Source organism: Pseudarthrobacter sp. NPDC092419 (genome assembly GCF_044755045.1).
GTDB lineage: Bacteria > Actinomycetota > Actinomycetes > Actinomycetales > Micrococcaceae > Arthrobacter.
The window spans coordinates 82,011-97,116 of sequence record NZ_JBIVQF010000003.1 but is presented as its reverse complement, the minus strand read 5'-3'; the positions used below and the strand labels follow the sequence as shown (position 1 = coordinate 97,116).

Below are 15,106 nucleotides of genomic sequence, written 5' to 3'. Positions count from 1 at the left end.
TTGGTTCCGCTGCCGTCAGGGTGCTGCTGCCGCAAGTGGATAACCGGGGCTGTGGAGGACGGGTCAGTCGTCTAGCCGGGTTGCCTGCCGCCGGCGGGCAAGGTTCTCCCGGCGCTGCCGGGCCAGAGCGCTGCGGAGCGGCGGCACCACAATGCCCTGCTCGGCCATCTGCCGGCGGACCTTCCGGCGGCAGGCCACGATGGCGGCGGCACCGGAGCCCAGGAGGAGGAACTGGGCGCTCAGCGCGATCCGGAAGGGGTCCAGCCCGTACAGGACGCCGCCGGAAAAACCGGCGGCATACAGGATGTCCAGCACCAGCCCGATCAGGAAGATCGCCACCAGGGCGGCGATGAACCCGCCAACATTAACGATGCCCGTGGCTGTCCCGATACAGTGCGCAGGATTGAAGGTCCGGGCGAAATCGAAGCCGATCATGGATCCGGGGCCACCTGCGGCCAGGACCACCACCAGTGCCGCCAACAGCCACAGCGGCGCAGGACCCGGCAGGGCCAGGACCGCGGCCCAGGCCCCTGCCGTGCCGCCGGCGATGAGGAGGACCATGGTGGAGCGGCGCAGCGGATGCCGCGAGACGAACCGGCCAATGAACGGCCCCATGGCCAGGCCGGCCCCCACGTAGAGGGCCAGGAGTGCAGCCACCGTGCCGCCGTCGAGCCCCTGCCCCGAGATCAGGAACGGATAACCCCATGTCATGGCGAACACCGTCCCGCTGAACTGGATGGTGAAATGGCTCCACAGGCCCAGCCGGGTTCCGGGCTGGGCCCAGGCCCGGGCAAGCGACACACCCGTTGCCCTGAGCCCCTGCCGCGATTGGGGCCTCTCAGTGCCGGGCGGAACATCCTGCAGGAACACCAGGACCAGCACGACGGCGGCAGCTGACATCCCGGCGAGCATCAGGAACGCCGAGGTCCAGCCCGCCAGGTGAAGCACATAGGCGAATGGGATGACGCTGAACAGCTGGCCGAGCTGGCCGGTCATGCCAGTCAGCTGGGTAACCAGCGGCACCTTGGCCGGGGCGAACCAGAGTGGCACCAGCCGGATGACGGAAATGAACGTCATGGCATCGCCAGCGCCCACCAGGACCCGCCCCGCAACGCCGCCGGGAACAGTGTCCGCAAATGCCAGCTGGAGCTGACCCAGGCCCATCAGCAGGGCGCCGCCGGCAATCATGGCGCGGGAGCCAAACCGGTCCACCAACAGGCCCACGGGGATCTGCAGCCCTGCATATACCAGCAACTGGAGCACGGTGAAGAACGAAATCGCAGAGGCGCTGGCCTGAAACCGTTCGGTGGCTTCGAGGCCCACCACTCCGAAGGACGTGCGCTGCGCCACCGCAACCAGGTATCCGAAAACCCCGATGGTCCAAATCAGCCAGGCGCGGGGTGCAGTCATCAGTTCATTATGCCCGCGCCGCAGAACGGAATCGGAAGTGCCACGGCTTGTTGCGTCCTGCTACGCTGGCGGAATTTCCCTCGCCAGGTAGGCCTCGACAGCGGCACCCAGCACATCGGCGTCGGGCAGTTCATCATTCTCATCGGCCAGCAGCGAGCGGCGGACGGTTCCCTCCGCTTTCTCGTCGTAGCGCTCCTCAAGGCGGGAGACCACCTGGCGCACGTCGTCGGACGCCTCCATCTGCTCATCGATCTGCCGGGTGACGTCCCGCCCCGTTTCCCGGAGCCGGTCAGAAGGAAGCATGAGGGATGTGGCCGCGCCCAGGTACTCCAGGCCGGCCACCGCCGCGGTGGGGTACTCCGCCTCGGCGAGGTAGTGCGGCACATGGATGACGTAACCGGCCACGCTGCGGCCCGCCTCGGCCAAGCGCAACTCGAGGATGTGGCCTACGGCTGCGGGGACTTCCACCGTAGGCTTCCATACCGATATGCCTTCGATGAGGTCCGGCCGGTTGCCGTGGACAGTCACGCCGACCGGCCGGGTGTGCGGGACGGGCATGGGAATCGAATGGATCCATGTGACCAGGTTGACGTCGAGGTGCTCCACGATGCCCACCACGGCCCGCGCAAAACGTTCCCACTGCAGGTCCGGTTCGAAGCCCGCAAGAAGCAGGAAGGGTTTGCCCAGCCCATCCACCAGCCGGTACAGCGCCAGCCGCGGCTCCTGGTAGTCCTGGAGGTGGTCTTCAACGAACGTCAGGTGCGGACGGCGCGACCGGTAGTCGATCAGCTGGTCCGCATCAAAGACCGCGACTGGCCGGGCGTCCAGAGAGTCCAGCAATTCAGCATTGATCTGCCTGACCACGTGGCCGGCGTCGGCGAACCCGGTAAACCCCATCACCAGGTCCAGACCGCGCAGGGACGGATCGTAGAAGAGTTCGGTGTCCCGCGCGTACAGCGCTTCGGGGTCCAGCAGGGAGCCGGAAATTCGTTCAAGCACGGCTTGTTCCTTTCATGGACGCAGGCAGGCATCGTCTTCAACGCTCATCAGGCGCGGCGCATTCCGGGGCGCCGTGTGGCGCGTGTCTCAGTAATCCCGGTGCCCGTGGGGGCGACGGGCTACGATCGGAACTGGCCTGCCCGGCAGGCCTGCACTCCCCCGGACTGCGCCCGACCGGCAGGGTCCGGGCCCTGCGCGGAGAGCCAAACACGCTTCCCTGCCCAACCGACGTCGAGAATTGAGGACTCATCCCTGTGGTAAAGAATACTGAAATCAACCTTAGTACCCTCTCGCGGGACGTGAAGAAGGCGCCCGGCGACGCAGTGATCATCGGGGTGGCGCAGGCCTCCGGCGGACCCGTTCTCCTGGACAACCCGCTGACGGCCAAGTCAGCCGAGGCGCTGGCTGACTCCCTTAAGGCGCTCGGTATCACCGGCGCCGCAGACCAGGTGGTGCGGCTTCCCGGCCTTCCCGAGACCGGCGCCGGCATCCTCGTCCTCGCCGGCGTGGGCAAGCTTGGGGATGGTGAGTCCGCCACCGGCGAGGCGCTCCGCCGCGCCGCCGGGTCCGCCGTCCGGCAGCTTGCCGGGCTGGCCACCGTAACGCTGGCATTCCCGACGGCGTCCGTTGCCGATGTGGCGGCTGTCGCCGAGGGTGCCGCGCTGGGCGCCTACTCCTACACTGAGTTCCGCTCTTCCCGGGAAGGCCTCAAGGATCCGGTCCGCAACGCCATCATCTTTACGGAGCTCTCCGGCAAGGAGGTTGACAGCGCGCTGGAGCGCGCCGCCGTCGTAGGTACCGCCGTCAACGCCACCCGTTCGCTGGTCAACCAGCCGCCGAGCCATTTGTACCCCGAGTCCTTCGCCGAGGCTGCCCGCGAGCTCGCGAAGGGGCTGCCCGTAAAGGTCACCGTGTGGGACGAGAAGCGGCTGGAAAAGGAAGGCTTCGGCGGCATTATGGGCGTGGGCAAGGGTTCGGCCCGCCAGCCGCGCCTGGTCAAGGTGGAATACGCCCCCGCCAAGGCAGGCTCCAAGGTGGCATTCGTGGGCAAGGGCATTACGTTCGACACCGGCGGAATTTCCATCAAGCCGGCCCAGGGCATGGGTGACATGAAGAGCGACATGGCGGGCGCCGCCGTCGTCCTTAACACCGTCCTGGCCCTGGCCCGGCTGCGTGTGCCCGTGAAGGCGTCCGCGTGGCTCTGCATTGCCGAGAACATGCCCTCGGGCGCCGCCTCCCGCCCCGCCGATGTCCTCACCATGTTCGGCGGCAAGACCGTCGAGGTGCTTAATACGGATGCCGAGGGACGCCTGGTGATGGCGGACGGCATCGTCGCCGCGAGCCAGGAATATCCGGACGCCATCATCGATGTCGCCACCCTCACCGGCGCCCAGCTGATCGCCCTGGGAAACCGGACTGCCGGCATCATGGGCTCGGACGAGATCACCGGAGCCCTCAAAGCCGCCGCGGACCGCGCAGGCGAACTGGTATGGCCCATGCCGCTGCCCGAGGAACTGCGGCCCAGCCTCGACTCGCAGGTGGCCGACCTTGCCAACATCGGCGAACGCCACGGCGGCATGATGACCGCGGCCGTCTTCCTGCGCGAGTTCGTGGGCAAGGACAAGGCGGGCGAACAGATCCCCTGGGCGCACATCGACATCGCCGGCCCGTCATTCAACAACGGCAGCCCGTACGGCTACACGCACAAGCAGGGGACCGGCTGCACGGTCCGTACACTGCTGGCCTACGCTGAGGACCTCGCGGCCGCTGCCGGATGACACCGGCGAGGGCAGCGTCGCGCCCGGCTTCCCGGTCAAAGACCGCGTGACACTCGACACAAGCGCTCCACAAAAGCAGCGCCAAGGTGGAGCATAGACAAGTGGTTCGCTAAGGTGAACCACGATAGTCACAAATGCAAGAAAACCCGCCTGCTGGCAGAATCACGGCAGTTCAGGTTCCAAGACCAGATGATGCGCAGGACCGCGTCATCGTTCACGCGAGGGAGCGTCTAAGTGGCCGATCAGGCAACTGCGCAAGAATTCGACATCCTGGTACTCGGTGGCGGCAGCGGCGGTTACGCTGCGGCGCTGCGGGCCGTACAGCTCGGTCTCACCGTCGGCCTCGTGGAGAAGGCCAAGCTGGGCGGCACCTGCCTCCACAACGGCTGCATTCCCACCAAGGCGCTGCTCCACTCCGCCGAACTGGCCGACCACGCCCGTGACTCCGCCAAGTACGGCGTGAACGTCACCCTGGACGGCATCGACATCAACGCGGTCAACGCGTACAAGGACGGCATCATCGCCGGCAAGTTCAAGGGCCTGCAGGGGCTCATCAAGTCCAAGGGCATCACCGTCATCGAGGGCGAAGGCAAGCTCCAGGGCACCGACACCGTCGTGGTGGACGGCACCGCCTACAAGGCCAAGAACATCGTCCTGGCCACCGGTTCCTATTCCCGCACCCTTCCGGGCCTGGAAATCGGTGGCAAGGTCATCACGTCCGACGAAGCCCTGAAGATGGATTCCATCCCCAAGAGCGCCATCATCCTGGGCGGCGGCGTCATCGGCGTCGAGTTCGCCTCGGTGTGGAAGTCCTTCGGCGTGGACGTCACCATCGTTGAGGGCCTCCCCTCGCTGGTCCCCAACGAGGACGCCACCATCGTCAAGAACTTCGAGCGGGCGTTCAAGAAGCGCGGCATCAAGTTCTCCACCGGCGTGTTCTTCCAGGGCGTCGAGCAGAATGACGACGGCGTCAAGGTCACCCTGGTGGACGGCAAGACCTTCGAAGCTGACCTCCTGCTGGTCGCAGTGGGCCGTGGCCCTGTCACCGCCAACCTCGGCTACGAGGAAGCCGGCATCACCATCGACCGCGGCTTCGTCATCACCAACGACCGCCTGCACACCGGCGTCGGCAACATCTACGCCGTCGGCGACATCGTTCCCGGCGTCCAGCTTGCGCACCGCGGCTACCAGCAGGGCATTTTCGTGGCCGAGGAGATCGCCGGCCTGAAGCCCGTGATCGTCGAGGACATCAACATCCCCAAGGTCACCTACTCCGAGCCTGAAATCGCCACTGTGGGCTACACCGAAAAGGCCGCCAAGGAGAAGTTCGGCGAGGACCAGGTCCAGACCCAGGAATACAACCTTGCCGGCAACGGCAAGAGCTCCATCCTGGGCACGGCGGGCCTGGTCAAGCTGGTCCGCCAGAAGGACGGCCCCGTGGTGGGCGTCCACATGATCGGCGCCCGCATGGGTGAGCAGGTGGGCGAGGCCCAGCTGATCGTCAACTGGGAAGCCTACCCCGAGGATGTGGCCCAGCTGCTGCACGCCCACCCGACCCAGAACGAGTCCCTGGGTGAAGCCCACCTGGCACTCGCGGGCAAGCCCCTTCACGGCTGATATCCCCCAGCACTAAAAGGGCCTGGTGCACCCGGCACGACATGCCGGGTGCACTAGGCTTCCACCTAAGCAGCAACCATCCGCACTAAAGATCAATAAGGAGAACGGGGACGACATGTCTGAATCCGTTAACTTGCCCGCCCTCGGTGAGAGCGTCACCGAAGGAACCGTCACCCGCTGGCTGAAGCAGGTAGGTGACCGGGTAGAGGTGGACGAGCCGCTGCTCGAGGTCTCCACCGACAAAGTCGACACCGAAATCCCCTCTCCTGTCGCCGGCGTGATCGAGGAAATCCTGGTCGCCGAAGACGAGACCGCCGAGGTAGGCGCTCCCCTGGTCCGCATCGGCGACGGCTCCGGCACCGGTTCCGCTGCGCCCGCCGAAGAAGCCCCCGCCGAGGAAGCCCCGGCTGAAGCTCCCGCACAGGAGGCCCCCGCCGCGGAGGCGCCTTCCCCGGATGCACCCGCCGAAGCACCGGCCCAGGAAGCCCCCGCGGCTTCCGGCGACAGCCACGAGGTCACCCTCCCCGCACTGGGCGAGAGCGTCACCGAAGGCACCGTCACCCGATGGCTCAAGGCCGTCGGCGACACCGTCGAGGTCGACGAGCCGCTGCTGGAAGTGTCCACCGACAAGGTAGACACCGAGATCCCCTCCCCCGTGGCAGGCACCCTCCAGGAAATCCGCGTGAACGAGGACGAGACCGCAGAGGTTGGCTCCGTCCTGGCCGTCATCGGATCCGGCGCCGCCCCGAAGGCCGAAGCCCCCAAGGCGGAAGCGCCGAAGGCCGAGGAAGCCCCGGCACCGGAAGCACCTCAGGAAGAAGCCCCACAGGCTGAAGCTCCGAAGGCCGCCCCGGCGCCTGAGGCTCCGAAGGAAGAGGCTCCGAAGGAAGAAGCTCCCAAGGCTGAGGCACCAAAGGCTGCGCCCGCCGCCGCCGAGGGTGGCTCCGAGTCCAGCTACGTCACTCCCCTGGTCCGCAAGCTGGCAAATCAGCACGGCGTGGACATTGCCGGCCTGTCCGGGACCGGCGTGGGCGGCCGCATCCGGAAGCAGGACGTCATCGCCGCAGCCGAGGCTAAGGCCGCTCCCGCAGCAGCTTCGGCCGCCGCGGCACCGGCACCGGCCGCAGCCGGCGCTGCAGCGTCCTCCCTGCGTGGCACCACCCAGAAGGCGCCCCGCATCCGCCAGGTCATCGCCCGCCGTATGCGGGAATCCCTGGAAATCTCCACGCAGCTGACCCAGGTCCACGAAGTGGACATGACCAAGGTCGCCAAGCTCCGGGCCCGCGCGAAGAACTCGTTCCAGGCCCAGAACGGCACCAAGCTGACGTTCCTGCCGTTCATTGCCAAGGCTGTTGCCGAAGCGCTCAAGCAGCACCCCAAGCTCAACGCTGCCTATGACGAGGACAAGCAGGAGATCACCTACCACAACGCCGAGCACCTGGCGATTGCGGTGGACACGGACAAGGGCCTCCTGGTTCCGGTCATCTCGGATGCAGGCAGCCTGAACCTCGCCGGCCTCGCCGGCAAGATCGCCGACGTCGCCTCCCGCACCCGTGACGGGAAAATCGGCCCGGACGAGCTCTCCGGCGGCACGTTCAGCATCACCAATATCGGTTCGGTGGGCGCGCTGTTCGACACCCCGATCATCAACCAGCCGCAGGTGGGAATTCTGGGCACCGGCGCCATCGTCAAGCGCGCCGTGGTGGTTGCCGATGAAAATGGGGATGACTCGATCGCGATCCGCTCGATGATGTACCTGTCGCTGACGTACGACCACCGTCTGGTGGACGGCGCGGACGCCGGCCGGTTCCTGCAGACGCTGAAGGCGCGCCTCGAAGAGGGAGCCTTCGAGGCGGACCTGGGGCTGTAACGGCCTGACCGCATGACCGCACGACGGCGGTCCGGTACCCGGCGGGAAATCCCGCCAGGGTTCCGGGCCGCCGTCGGCCGTTAACGACGTGGCACACCCGGCACCGTGACGTTGCGCGTGGCCTACTACCGGGTGTAGAAGGACTGGCTACACTGGTCACATGGATATCGTCTATAACATCGTGGTTTTCCTGCACATCGTCGGCGCGGCCATGATCGTCGGCCTCTGGATTGGCCAGATGAAGAAGCCCACCGTCCACCCCCGCCAGTTCGACGGCGCCATGCTGCAGCTCCTTACCGGCATCGCACTCATGGGCCTCATCCCCGCCCTCGACATGGACGCGAACTACTTCAAACTCGGCATCAAGTTCGCCATTGCACTGGCTGTCGGCGTCCTTGCGTTCATCGGCCGCCGCAAGTACAAGAAGGACGAGCCCATCAGCGCCGGCCTCGCGCACGGCGTGGGCGGCCTCGCGCTGCTGAACATCGCGATCGCGACGATCTGGCAATAGCCGCCCCGCGCCCAGCGATGACGGCGACGCTCCCTCGCAGGAGACGGCGCCGTCGTCTGTTTAACGGCCCGGTCATAATCCTCTGACAGCGGACAGCCGATGCATGCCACAGGTGAAATCCCTAGGATGGAAAACGGCGGGTCCAGGCAGCAGCCTGTCCCGGTATACATCGACCCTGAGGAGTGAACATGGCAGCAACACGTTCAGCAAACGCAGTATGGAACGGCAACCTGACGGAGGGTTCCGGTACAACCAGCCTGGCAACCTCAGGCCTGGGAACCTTCGACGTCACCTGGAAAGCCCGCACTGAAGCGGCCGACGGCAAGACCAGCCCGGAGGAACTTATCGCCGCAGCCCACGCCGCGTGTTTCTCCATGGCCTTCAGCAACGAACTTGATAAGGCCGGCCACAGGCCCGAGGAAGTCCGCACCAAGGCCGACGTGACATTTGTCCCCGGCACCGGCATCACCGGCAGCCACCTGACGATGACGGCGCGGATCCCTGGCATTTCCGAGGAGGAATTCCAGAAAATCGCAGGCGAGGCAAAGGTAGGCTGCCCCGTGTCCGGCGCCCTGGCCAGCATCGACATCACCCTGGATGCGACTTTGGCGTCCTAATCCCGGAATAGTGATAAGCCCCTGCCCGGCGGCTCCGGCCAGGCAGGGGCTTATCGCTGCACTGCCCCTTTGCGTGCAGGAATTACATGCCCTGGCTGCGTGCAGGGAGCGGCGCCGGGCGCACCAGACGGTAGCCTTCACGGGCCGGCGGCCGGTCCGTGGGCAGTTCCTGGATCATTTCCTTCAGTGCGCCGATGCCGTATTCCAGCTGTGGGTCGCGGCCGGCCGCGTAAGCGTGGGGCGGGAAGACGACCTCAATGTCCGGGTCAACGCCGTAGTTCTCCACGCTCCAGCCCACTCCGCCGCCGAACCAGGTGGCGTACCGCGGCTGGGTGACGCCGGTACCGTCGGCCAGGGCGAACCGGTTGTCGATGCCCACCACGCCACCCCAGGTTCGCGTACCAATGACGGGACCGATCCCGCGGAGCTTGGACACCTGGGTGATGATGTCACCGTCCGAACCGGCGAATTCATCCGCCAGGATGATGACCGGCCCCCGCGGGGCATGGTGCGGGTACGTGCGGGGCTTCTCGCCGCGCGGCATGCTCCACCCGGTGACCTTCCGGCCAATCAGTTCGGCCACCAGCTGTGAAGTGTGACCGCCCCGGTTGCGGCGGACGTCCACGATCAGCCCGTCCAGGGCGGTCTCGGTGTCAAGGTCACGGTGCAGCTGTGCCCAGCCGTTGGCCATCATGTCCGGAACGTGCAGGTATCCGAACGTGCCGCCCGAGGCTTCCCGCACGGTCCTGCGGTTGCCGGCCACCCATTCCTGGTAGCGCAGGCGCTGCTCGTCCTTGACGGGTACGACGGCGACACGGCGTTGGGTGCCGGCAGCGGCCTCATGGGCGGGGCCGTTGAGCAGGGTCAGCTCTACGGCCCGGCCGGCAGCACCCACCAGCTGCATGGCCGGGGTCACTTCCGCGGAAAGCGGGACGCCGTCGATGGCCAGGAGGATATCGCCGGCCTTCGCGCCGACCCCTGGCCGGGTCAGCGGCGATGTTGCGAGGGGGTCGGACGACTCACCGGCAAGGACGCGGGTGATCTCCCAGCCGGATGCCGTCAGGGTGAGGTCGGCGCCCAGCCGGCCCTGTCCGCGGCTGCCCCGCTCCGTCACGGCTGCGGGCCGGACGTAGGCGTGGGACGTGCCCAGCTCGCCGTGCAGTTCCCACAGCAGATCCACCAGGTCGTCGTGGGAGCCCAGCCGGTCCACGAGCGGGCGGTACCGCATCCGGACCGCCTCCCAGTCCTGCCCGGCCATGTCCTCGGCCCAGAAGAAGTCACGCTGCAGCCGCCATGCCTCGTCAAAGGCCTGGCCCCAGACGCTGACCGGGTCCATCATCACCCGGATACGCCCAAGGTCCACCTTCACCAGCTTCCCTGAGTCCTCGTCCGCCTTGGAGTCCGCCGGAACCGCCGTCACCTGCTTGTCCTTGATGAAGACCACAGCGGCGCCGTCTCCGGAGATCCGGTAACTGTCCAGCGCCTCCACCAGGGTGGACTGCTTCCGGCGGGCGAGGTCGAATCGCGCCAGCGACGGGCGGGCGTCCTTGTCCTCCTGGCTGGCTTTGCCGTCCCCGGTCACGCCGGCAAGGGCCCAGTCGAGCCACAGGAGCGCGCCGCTCGTGGCCCTCAGGGCCGTGTAGTTGCCCTGCGGCACGGGGACCGTGATAACCCTGTGGGCCAGTCCTTCGGCATCGACCCGCACGGCTGGCGCCGCGCCGCCGTCGGTTCCCTCCGTTGCCTCCTCCGGTTGCTCCGTCCCGGCAGGATCCACGTCGGGGCCAAAGGGCGACGGCGTATCCGCCGCGAGTGCCACCAGGTATGGCTTGATGGGGCTGGGGAAGGAAAGATCAAAGGAATGCCCGTCGTACACCGGGTCGAAGCTCCGGTTGGACAGGAAGGCCAGGAACTTGCCGTCCGGGGTGAACGCCGGGGAGGCGTCGCGGAAGCGCCCGTCCGTCACATCCACGGGTGCGCTGTCCGGGGCTGTGGCGTCCACCAGGCGCAGGCGGCTGCGCGAGCCGAAGGAGGTCACCGGCTCCGACCACGCCAGCCAGCGGGAGTCGGCCGACCAGGCAAGGTCCGACACGGTTCCTTCCCCGATGCTGGCCCGCAGGCCGAGTTCGCCGGTTCCGGTGTTGGCCAGGAAGACCTCACCAAAAGTGGTTCCTACGGCAATCCACCGGCCGTTGGGGCTGGCCTCCAGTGCGCTGGCCCGCGAGGTCCCTGGGAACGCAATCCGCTTGCCCCGGGATGGGCTCTGCTGGGCTTCCGCTGCGCCCGCGGAGTCGCCGGGCGCCACGTCGGCCCGCTGCTCATCGGTCGCGGGAACGACGGGGGCCGCGGTGGCGGCCGATCCGGCAGCCGGGACTGGCCGCGGCAGGGGCACCGCATCCCCTGCCGGTGCCGTCGCTGCTGCCGCCGCGGGGACGGCCGTTGCCGCCGAAGGAAGATCAGGCGCAATGTCCTTGATGTACAGCGCTTCCTCGCCGCCGTGGTCCGCCACGTAGGCAATTCGGCCATCGCCCAGCGGGCGCGGCAGGCGGGCACGAACGCCCGGGGCAGCCTCAATAATCCGGGAGGGGCCATCCTTGTGCCGCACCCAGTGGACCGTGCCGTGGGCTTCCACGGCGCTGGCCAGTCCCGCCGTGTCCGGGACGACGTCTCCCAGGTACCGTGCGGCGTCGAGCAGCGCCGGGCGCCGGGACTGCGAAGCCGACCCCAGGGTGATGTCGAGGCGGACAGCTTCAGCCTCCAGGTGGGGCAAAACCCAGAGTTCGCCTGCGGACTCGAAGATCACACGCTTTCCGTCCGTGGACGCATGGCGGACGTAGAAGTCCTGGTGGTCCGTATGCCGGCGCAGGTCCTGCCCGTTCGGAAGCACAGAGTAGAGGTTCCCATAGCCTTCGTGGTCGGAGAGGAAAGCGATGCGGCCGTCCACCCAGAGGGGATCAGTGAGGTTGCCGTCCAGCTCAGGCAGGAGCCGTTCGAATTCCCCGTTTCCGTCCGAATCAAGCCACAGCTTCCCTGCGGTGCCGCCGCGGTAACGCTTCCACCAGGCCGGCTCGCGTGAGAGGACGCTGGCGACCACCACCGGGCGTTCGTCTCCTACTTCCGGGCCGAAAGCCACCGACTCCACGGGTCCGAAGGGAAGCTCTTCGGCAGAGCCGCCGTCGAGTGGGACGCTGTACGCGTACGTGTGCCTGCTTTCGGCCTGGCGGAAGGCGCTGGTGACCACAACGGCGCCGTTCGCCGTGAAGCCCTTTACTCGGGTGGTGTCATGGCCGAAGTAGGTCAGCTGGCGGTACCCGCCGCCTCCGACCTCGGCAGACACGACCTCCGGAGCGGCTCCCTGGACGACCGTCCACACCAGCCGCTTGCCGTCCGGGGTAAAGCGCGGGTTGCGGGCCGGCAGCTGAAGCGCGGAAACGCGCCAGGCGCGTCCCCCGTCCAAGGGCGCGGTCCACACATCGTCCTCGGCCACGAAGGTGACCAGATCGCCGTGCAGATGCGGGAAACGGAAGTAGCTCGAAGAGGTCATCGTACGATCATAGTCAACCGTTTCGGGCCCGCCGGCGTCAGTTGAGGCGCCCCCACGTGATCGGATGGACCATGCGCATCGTCATTAGCGGAGCTTCCGGCCTTCTCGGCACCCACATGTCCCATACCTTCCAGGAGGCAGGACACGACGTCGTCCGACTGGTCCGCAGGAAGCCGGCCGGCCCGGCGGAAATCGAGTGGGACCCGGCGGCCGGGCGGCTGGACGCTGCGGCACTCCAGGGCGCCCACGCCGTCGTGAACCTTTCCGGTGCGGGCATCGGGGACTGGCCGTGGACGCGCAGGCGGGTGGCGGAACTGTTCAGCTCGCGCATTGGACCCACCCGGACCCTGGCGGCCGCGATGCACCGCATGGATTCGCCCCCGCCGGTATTCCTCAGCCAGTCGGGCTCCGGATACTACGGCGACGGCGGCACTACGGTCCTGCGGGAGACCTCACCGCCGGGAACCGGGACCCTGGCCCGGATTTGCCGTGAGTGGGAAGCAGCGGCAGCGTCAGCTCCCGATGGAGTCCGCGTGGTGACACCCAGGACCGGCGTGGTACTCAGCCGTTCCGGCGGAGCGCTGGGCCGGCTGATGCCCCTGCTGCGGGCAGGAGTAGGGGGGCCGCTGGGGAACGGCCGGCAATACTGGCCGTGGGTGACGCTGCCGGATGTCTCCGCGGCGTTCCTGTTCCTTCTCACCGCACCCGTGAACGGCCCCGTAAACCTCTGCGCGCCGGAACAGGCCGACGTCAACACGCTGGTCCGCGCCTTGGGCCAGGCGCTTCACCGGCCGACTGCGCTGCGCGTCCCCGCTCCGGCACTGCGGCTGCTCCTGCGGGATCTCGCCGAGGAACTCCTGCTGGCCAGCCAGCGCATGGAGCCCGGTGTACTGGCCGGTCAGGGATTCGTGTGGCAACACCCGGATGTTGTCTCTGCAGCGGCATGGGTTGCCAGCCGAAAGGGCTGACCGACGACGGAGCGGTGTCCGCTGCCGGTCAGGGACCCCCGGCAAGAATCTCGGTGATGCGCCAGTTCCCGGCATCCGAAACCAGCACCAGCCGCAGTGGCTGGGGCCGGCCTGCCCGGCCCACGCCCACCACCGTCCCGGTGGAGTCCCGCTCCTCGTAGGCCGAAGTTGTGGAGGTGGCCTGAACCACTGCCCCGCCCCCACTGGCGCCGGCTTCACTCCTGACGTCCGAAAGAGCCGTGGTGAATCCCGCCAGCACAGTGTCCGAGGCAATCAGCTGATTCACCGTCCTGCGGTCCGCAGCGTCCGCGGGTGAACCGGTCCGGTTGACTTCGTCCAGCAACTCCGGACGGCCCAGGCTGAACGCGAGGCTCCGGAGCGCCGCCAGTCCGAGGACAGCGTCGGCGGGATCCGGCGCCGACGCAAGTTTCCTGGCCTCCTTCACTTGTCCAGTGGCCCGCTCTTCCGGAGTGCCTGCGCCCCTCGTTGCTTCCTCCGGTGCACCTGTTGCCTGCGATGACACGGTCCCGTCAACTGACCCCGTACTGCCCTGCGGTGCCGACACGCCAGCGGAGAGCCCCCAACCGGCAGCGGCCAACAGAGCCACCGCGCCCAGGGCAAGCGGCCGGAGCCTGGAGGGCCGGCGCGCTGGCCCGGTGCCGGTGCCGTGGTGCCTCGGGTGTTCGGCGGCGTGCCTTCCTCGAACGTGTGCCGTCTCTGGTGTCACTGCCGGAAACGGCATCCGCGGGGGACGCCTGTATCTGCCGGGAAGCTTTGCGGTAAACGTCCTGGCCACGCCGGCCAGCCGCGCCCGGAGCGGGCCGGCTTGCTTCGCGGGGACATGCCGGCGCGTCAGCAACTCGGGGATCACGGTGGGATGGACGGCTGCAGCGAGATCCAGCGGCAGCGGCGCGGCGCTCCTGTAAACCGCTGCGGCCAGTTCCGCGGCGGCAGGCCGCAACCGCCGGTCCTCATTGAGCCCGGCTTCCAGGGCTGCGGCCATTTCCTTGGGGACCTCAGGGCGCAGCAGTGTGAGAGGCGGCCGCACGGCGGACCGGGGCGGGGCACTGCCTGTCAGACAAAACCAGCCCACGGCAGCCGCCCCATAAACATCGCCCTCCGGGTGGAGTCCTGCCCGGACCGCATCCACCGGCACGGGGTCCGTGAATCCAGGTGTGCCGTGGCCGGCGTTTCCGGCGGGATCCCCGACCAGGCGGGTGATGCCGAGATCGGAAAGTAACGGTTTCCCCTGGCCTGTGAACAATACGTTTCCCGGCGAGACGTCCGAATGGGCCATACCCTTCCCGTGCAGGAATCCCAGGACCTGAGCGAGTGGCGTGAGGACGGTGACCACCTCCCCTACGGTCAGTTGTCCCCGGGCAGACACGAGGGAAGCCAGCGAACCGCCGGATGCGTAATCCATCAGCAGCGCCTGGCATTCACCGCAGGAACCGATCACCGTGACCGCCTTGTGAGCCCGTACCAGGTGAGGGTGTTCCAGGACAGAGAGGATACGGATTTCGCGCCGGATCCCGTCCGCGGTCAATGAGTCCGAAAGAATATCCCTGGCATCCTGGGGCGGGGCACCGCCGTCAAAGCACTTCATCGCGAACCTGAGCCCTGTATGCTCCTGGCGCACCAGCCATACGGTGGCGCTGCTGCCGCGCCCCAGCAACCGGTCAACGCTGAATCCGGGAACGTCCGGAGCCTTTGCACCATCCATGCCTTATGTCTAACGGAATTCCCGACGGCCTGCAGAAGTTTTCCACAGGCTGCAGGACCGGAGCAGAAGAGT

10 protein-coding genes are annotated in these 15,106 nt (G+C 67.5%); 6 read left to right on the top strand and 4 right to left on the bottom strand.

Annotated elements, in window-relative coordinates:
- Window positions 1-63: 63 nt before the first annotated feature.
- Both ACIQC0_RS06220 and ACIQC0_RS06215 read right to left on the bottom strand, forming a co-directional pair.
- Window positions 64-1,410 carry a nitrate/nitrite transporter gene (locus ACIQC0_RS06220; protein ID WP_400533388.1) on the bottom strand — a complete coding sequence of 449 codons (1,347 nt, stop codon included), beginning with the start codon at window positions 1,408-1,410 and terminating at the stop codon, window positions 64-66.
- A 60-nt stretch (window positions 1,411-1,470) separates the two neighbouring features.
- Window positions 1,471-2,409, bottom strand: coding sequence for a proteasome assembly chaperone family protein (locus ACIQC0_RS06215; protein ID WP_377215531.1), 939 nt, complete (start codon window positions 2,407-2,409; stop codon window positions 1,471-1,473).
- 254 nt (window positions 2,410-2,663) lie between these two features.
- On the opposite strand from ACIQC0_RS06215, the gene ACIQC0_RS06210 reads away from it, so the two are divergent.
- The 5 genes from ACIQC0_RS06210 to ACIQC0_RS06190 all read left to right on the top strand — a co-directional run bounded on the left by ACIQC0_RS06210 (window position 2,664) and on the right by ACIQC0_RS06190 (window position 8,802).
- Complete coding sequence (locus ACIQC0_RS06210) at window positions 2,664-4,187, top strand: leucyl aminopeptidase (RefSeq protein WP_400533385.1); 1,524 nt, start codon at window positions 2,664-2,666, stop codon at window positions 4,185-4,187.
- Window positions 4,188-4,421: 234 nt separating this feature from the next.
- Complete coding sequence (gene lpdA / locus ACIQC0_RS06205) at window positions 4,422-5,804, top strand: dihydrolipoyl dehydrogenase (protein WP_400533383.1); 1,383 nt, start codon at window positions 4,422-4,424, stop codon at window positions 5,802-5,804.
- A gap of 115 nt (window positions 5,805-5,919) precedes the next feature.
- Complete coding sequence (sucB, locus tag ACIQC0_RS06200; RefSeq protein ID WP_400533381.1) at window positions 5,920-7,674, top strand: 2-oxoglutarate dehydrogenase, E2 component, dihydrolipoamide succinyltransferase; 1,755 nt, start codon at window positions 5,920-5,922, stop codon at window positions 7,672-7,674.
- A gap of 160 nt (window positions 7,675-7,834) precedes the next feature.
- Complete coding sequence (locus tag ACIQC0_RS06195) at window positions 7,835-8,185, top strand: hypothetical protein (protein ID WP_377215527.1); 351 nt, start codon at window positions 7,835-7,837, stop codon at window positions 8,183-8,185.
- Window positions 8,186-8,373: 188 nt separating this feature from the next.
- A complete protein-coding gene (locus ACIQC0_RS06190; protein ID WP_400533379.1) occupies window positions 8,374-8,802 on the top strand; it encodes an OsmC family protein in 429 nt (142 codons plus the stop codon).
- Between the two features lie 82 nt (window positions 8,803-8,884).
- Here ACIQC0_RS06190 and ACIQC0_RS06185 read toward each other — a convergent pair whose 3' ends face one another.
- Window positions 8,885-12,343, bottom strand: a complete 3,459-nt coding sequence (locus ACIQC0_RS06185) for a S41 family peptidase (RefSeq protein ID WP_400533377.1) — start codon at window positions 12,341-12,343, stop codon at window positions 8,885-8,887.
- A 71-nt stretch (window positions 12,344-12,414) separates the two neighbouring features.
- Here ACIQC0_RS06185 and ACIQC0_RS06180 point away from each other — a divergent pair, with 71 nt between their 5' ends.
- Window positions 12,415-13,311 (top strand): TIGR01777 family oxidoreductase, encoded by an 897-nt coding sequence (locus ACIQC0_RS06180; RefSeq protein ID WP_377215899.1) that lies wholly within the window; start codon window positions 12,415-12,417, stop codon window positions 13,309-13,311.
- Window positions 13,312-13,339: 28 nt separating this feature from the next.
- Here the strand turns inward: ACIQC0_RS06180 and ACIQC0_RS06175 are convergent, their stop codons facing one another.
- Window positions 13,340-15,034 carry a serine/threonine protein kinase gene (locus ACIQC0_RS06175; RefSeq protein ID WP_400533375.1) on the bottom strand — a complete coding sequence of 565 codons (1,695 nt, stop codon included), beginning with the start codon at window positions 15,032-15,034 and terminating at the stop codon, window positions 13,340-13,342.
- Between the last annotated feature and the right edge of the window lie 72 nt (window positions 15,035-15,106).

Excerpts from the sequence above, each read along its gene's own strand:
- ACIQC0_RS06220 (WP_400533388.1), bottom strand. The coding sequence starts at position 1,410 with ATGACTGCACCCCGCGCCTGGCTGATTTGGACCATCGGGGTTTTCGGA.
- sucB (WP_400533381.1), top strand. The coding sequence starts at position 5,920 with ATGTCTGAATCCGTTAACTTGCCCGCCCTCGGTGAGAGCGTCACCGAA.
- ACIQC0_RS06195 (WP_377215527.1), top strand. The coding sequence starts at position 7,835 with ATGGATATCGTCTATAACATCGTGGTTTTCCTGCACATCGTCGGCGCG.
- ACIQC0_RS06190 (WP_400533379.1), top strand. The coding sequence starts at position 8,374 with ATGGCAGCAACACGTTCAGCAAACGCAGTATGGAACGGCAACCTGACG.
- ACIQC0_RS06185 (WP_400533377.1), bottom strand. The coding sequence starts at position 12,343 with ATGACCTCTTCGAGCTACTTCCGTTTCCCGCATCTGCACGGCGATCTG.
- ACIQC0_RS06180 (WP_377215899.1), top strand. The coding sequence starts at position 12,415 with ATGCGCATCGTCATTAGCGGAGCTTCCGGCCTTCTCGGCACCCACATG.
- ACIQC0_RS06175 (WP_400533375.1), bottom strand. The coding sequence starts at position 15,034 with ATGGATGGTGCAAAGGCTCCGGACGTTCCCGGATTCAGCGTTGACCGG.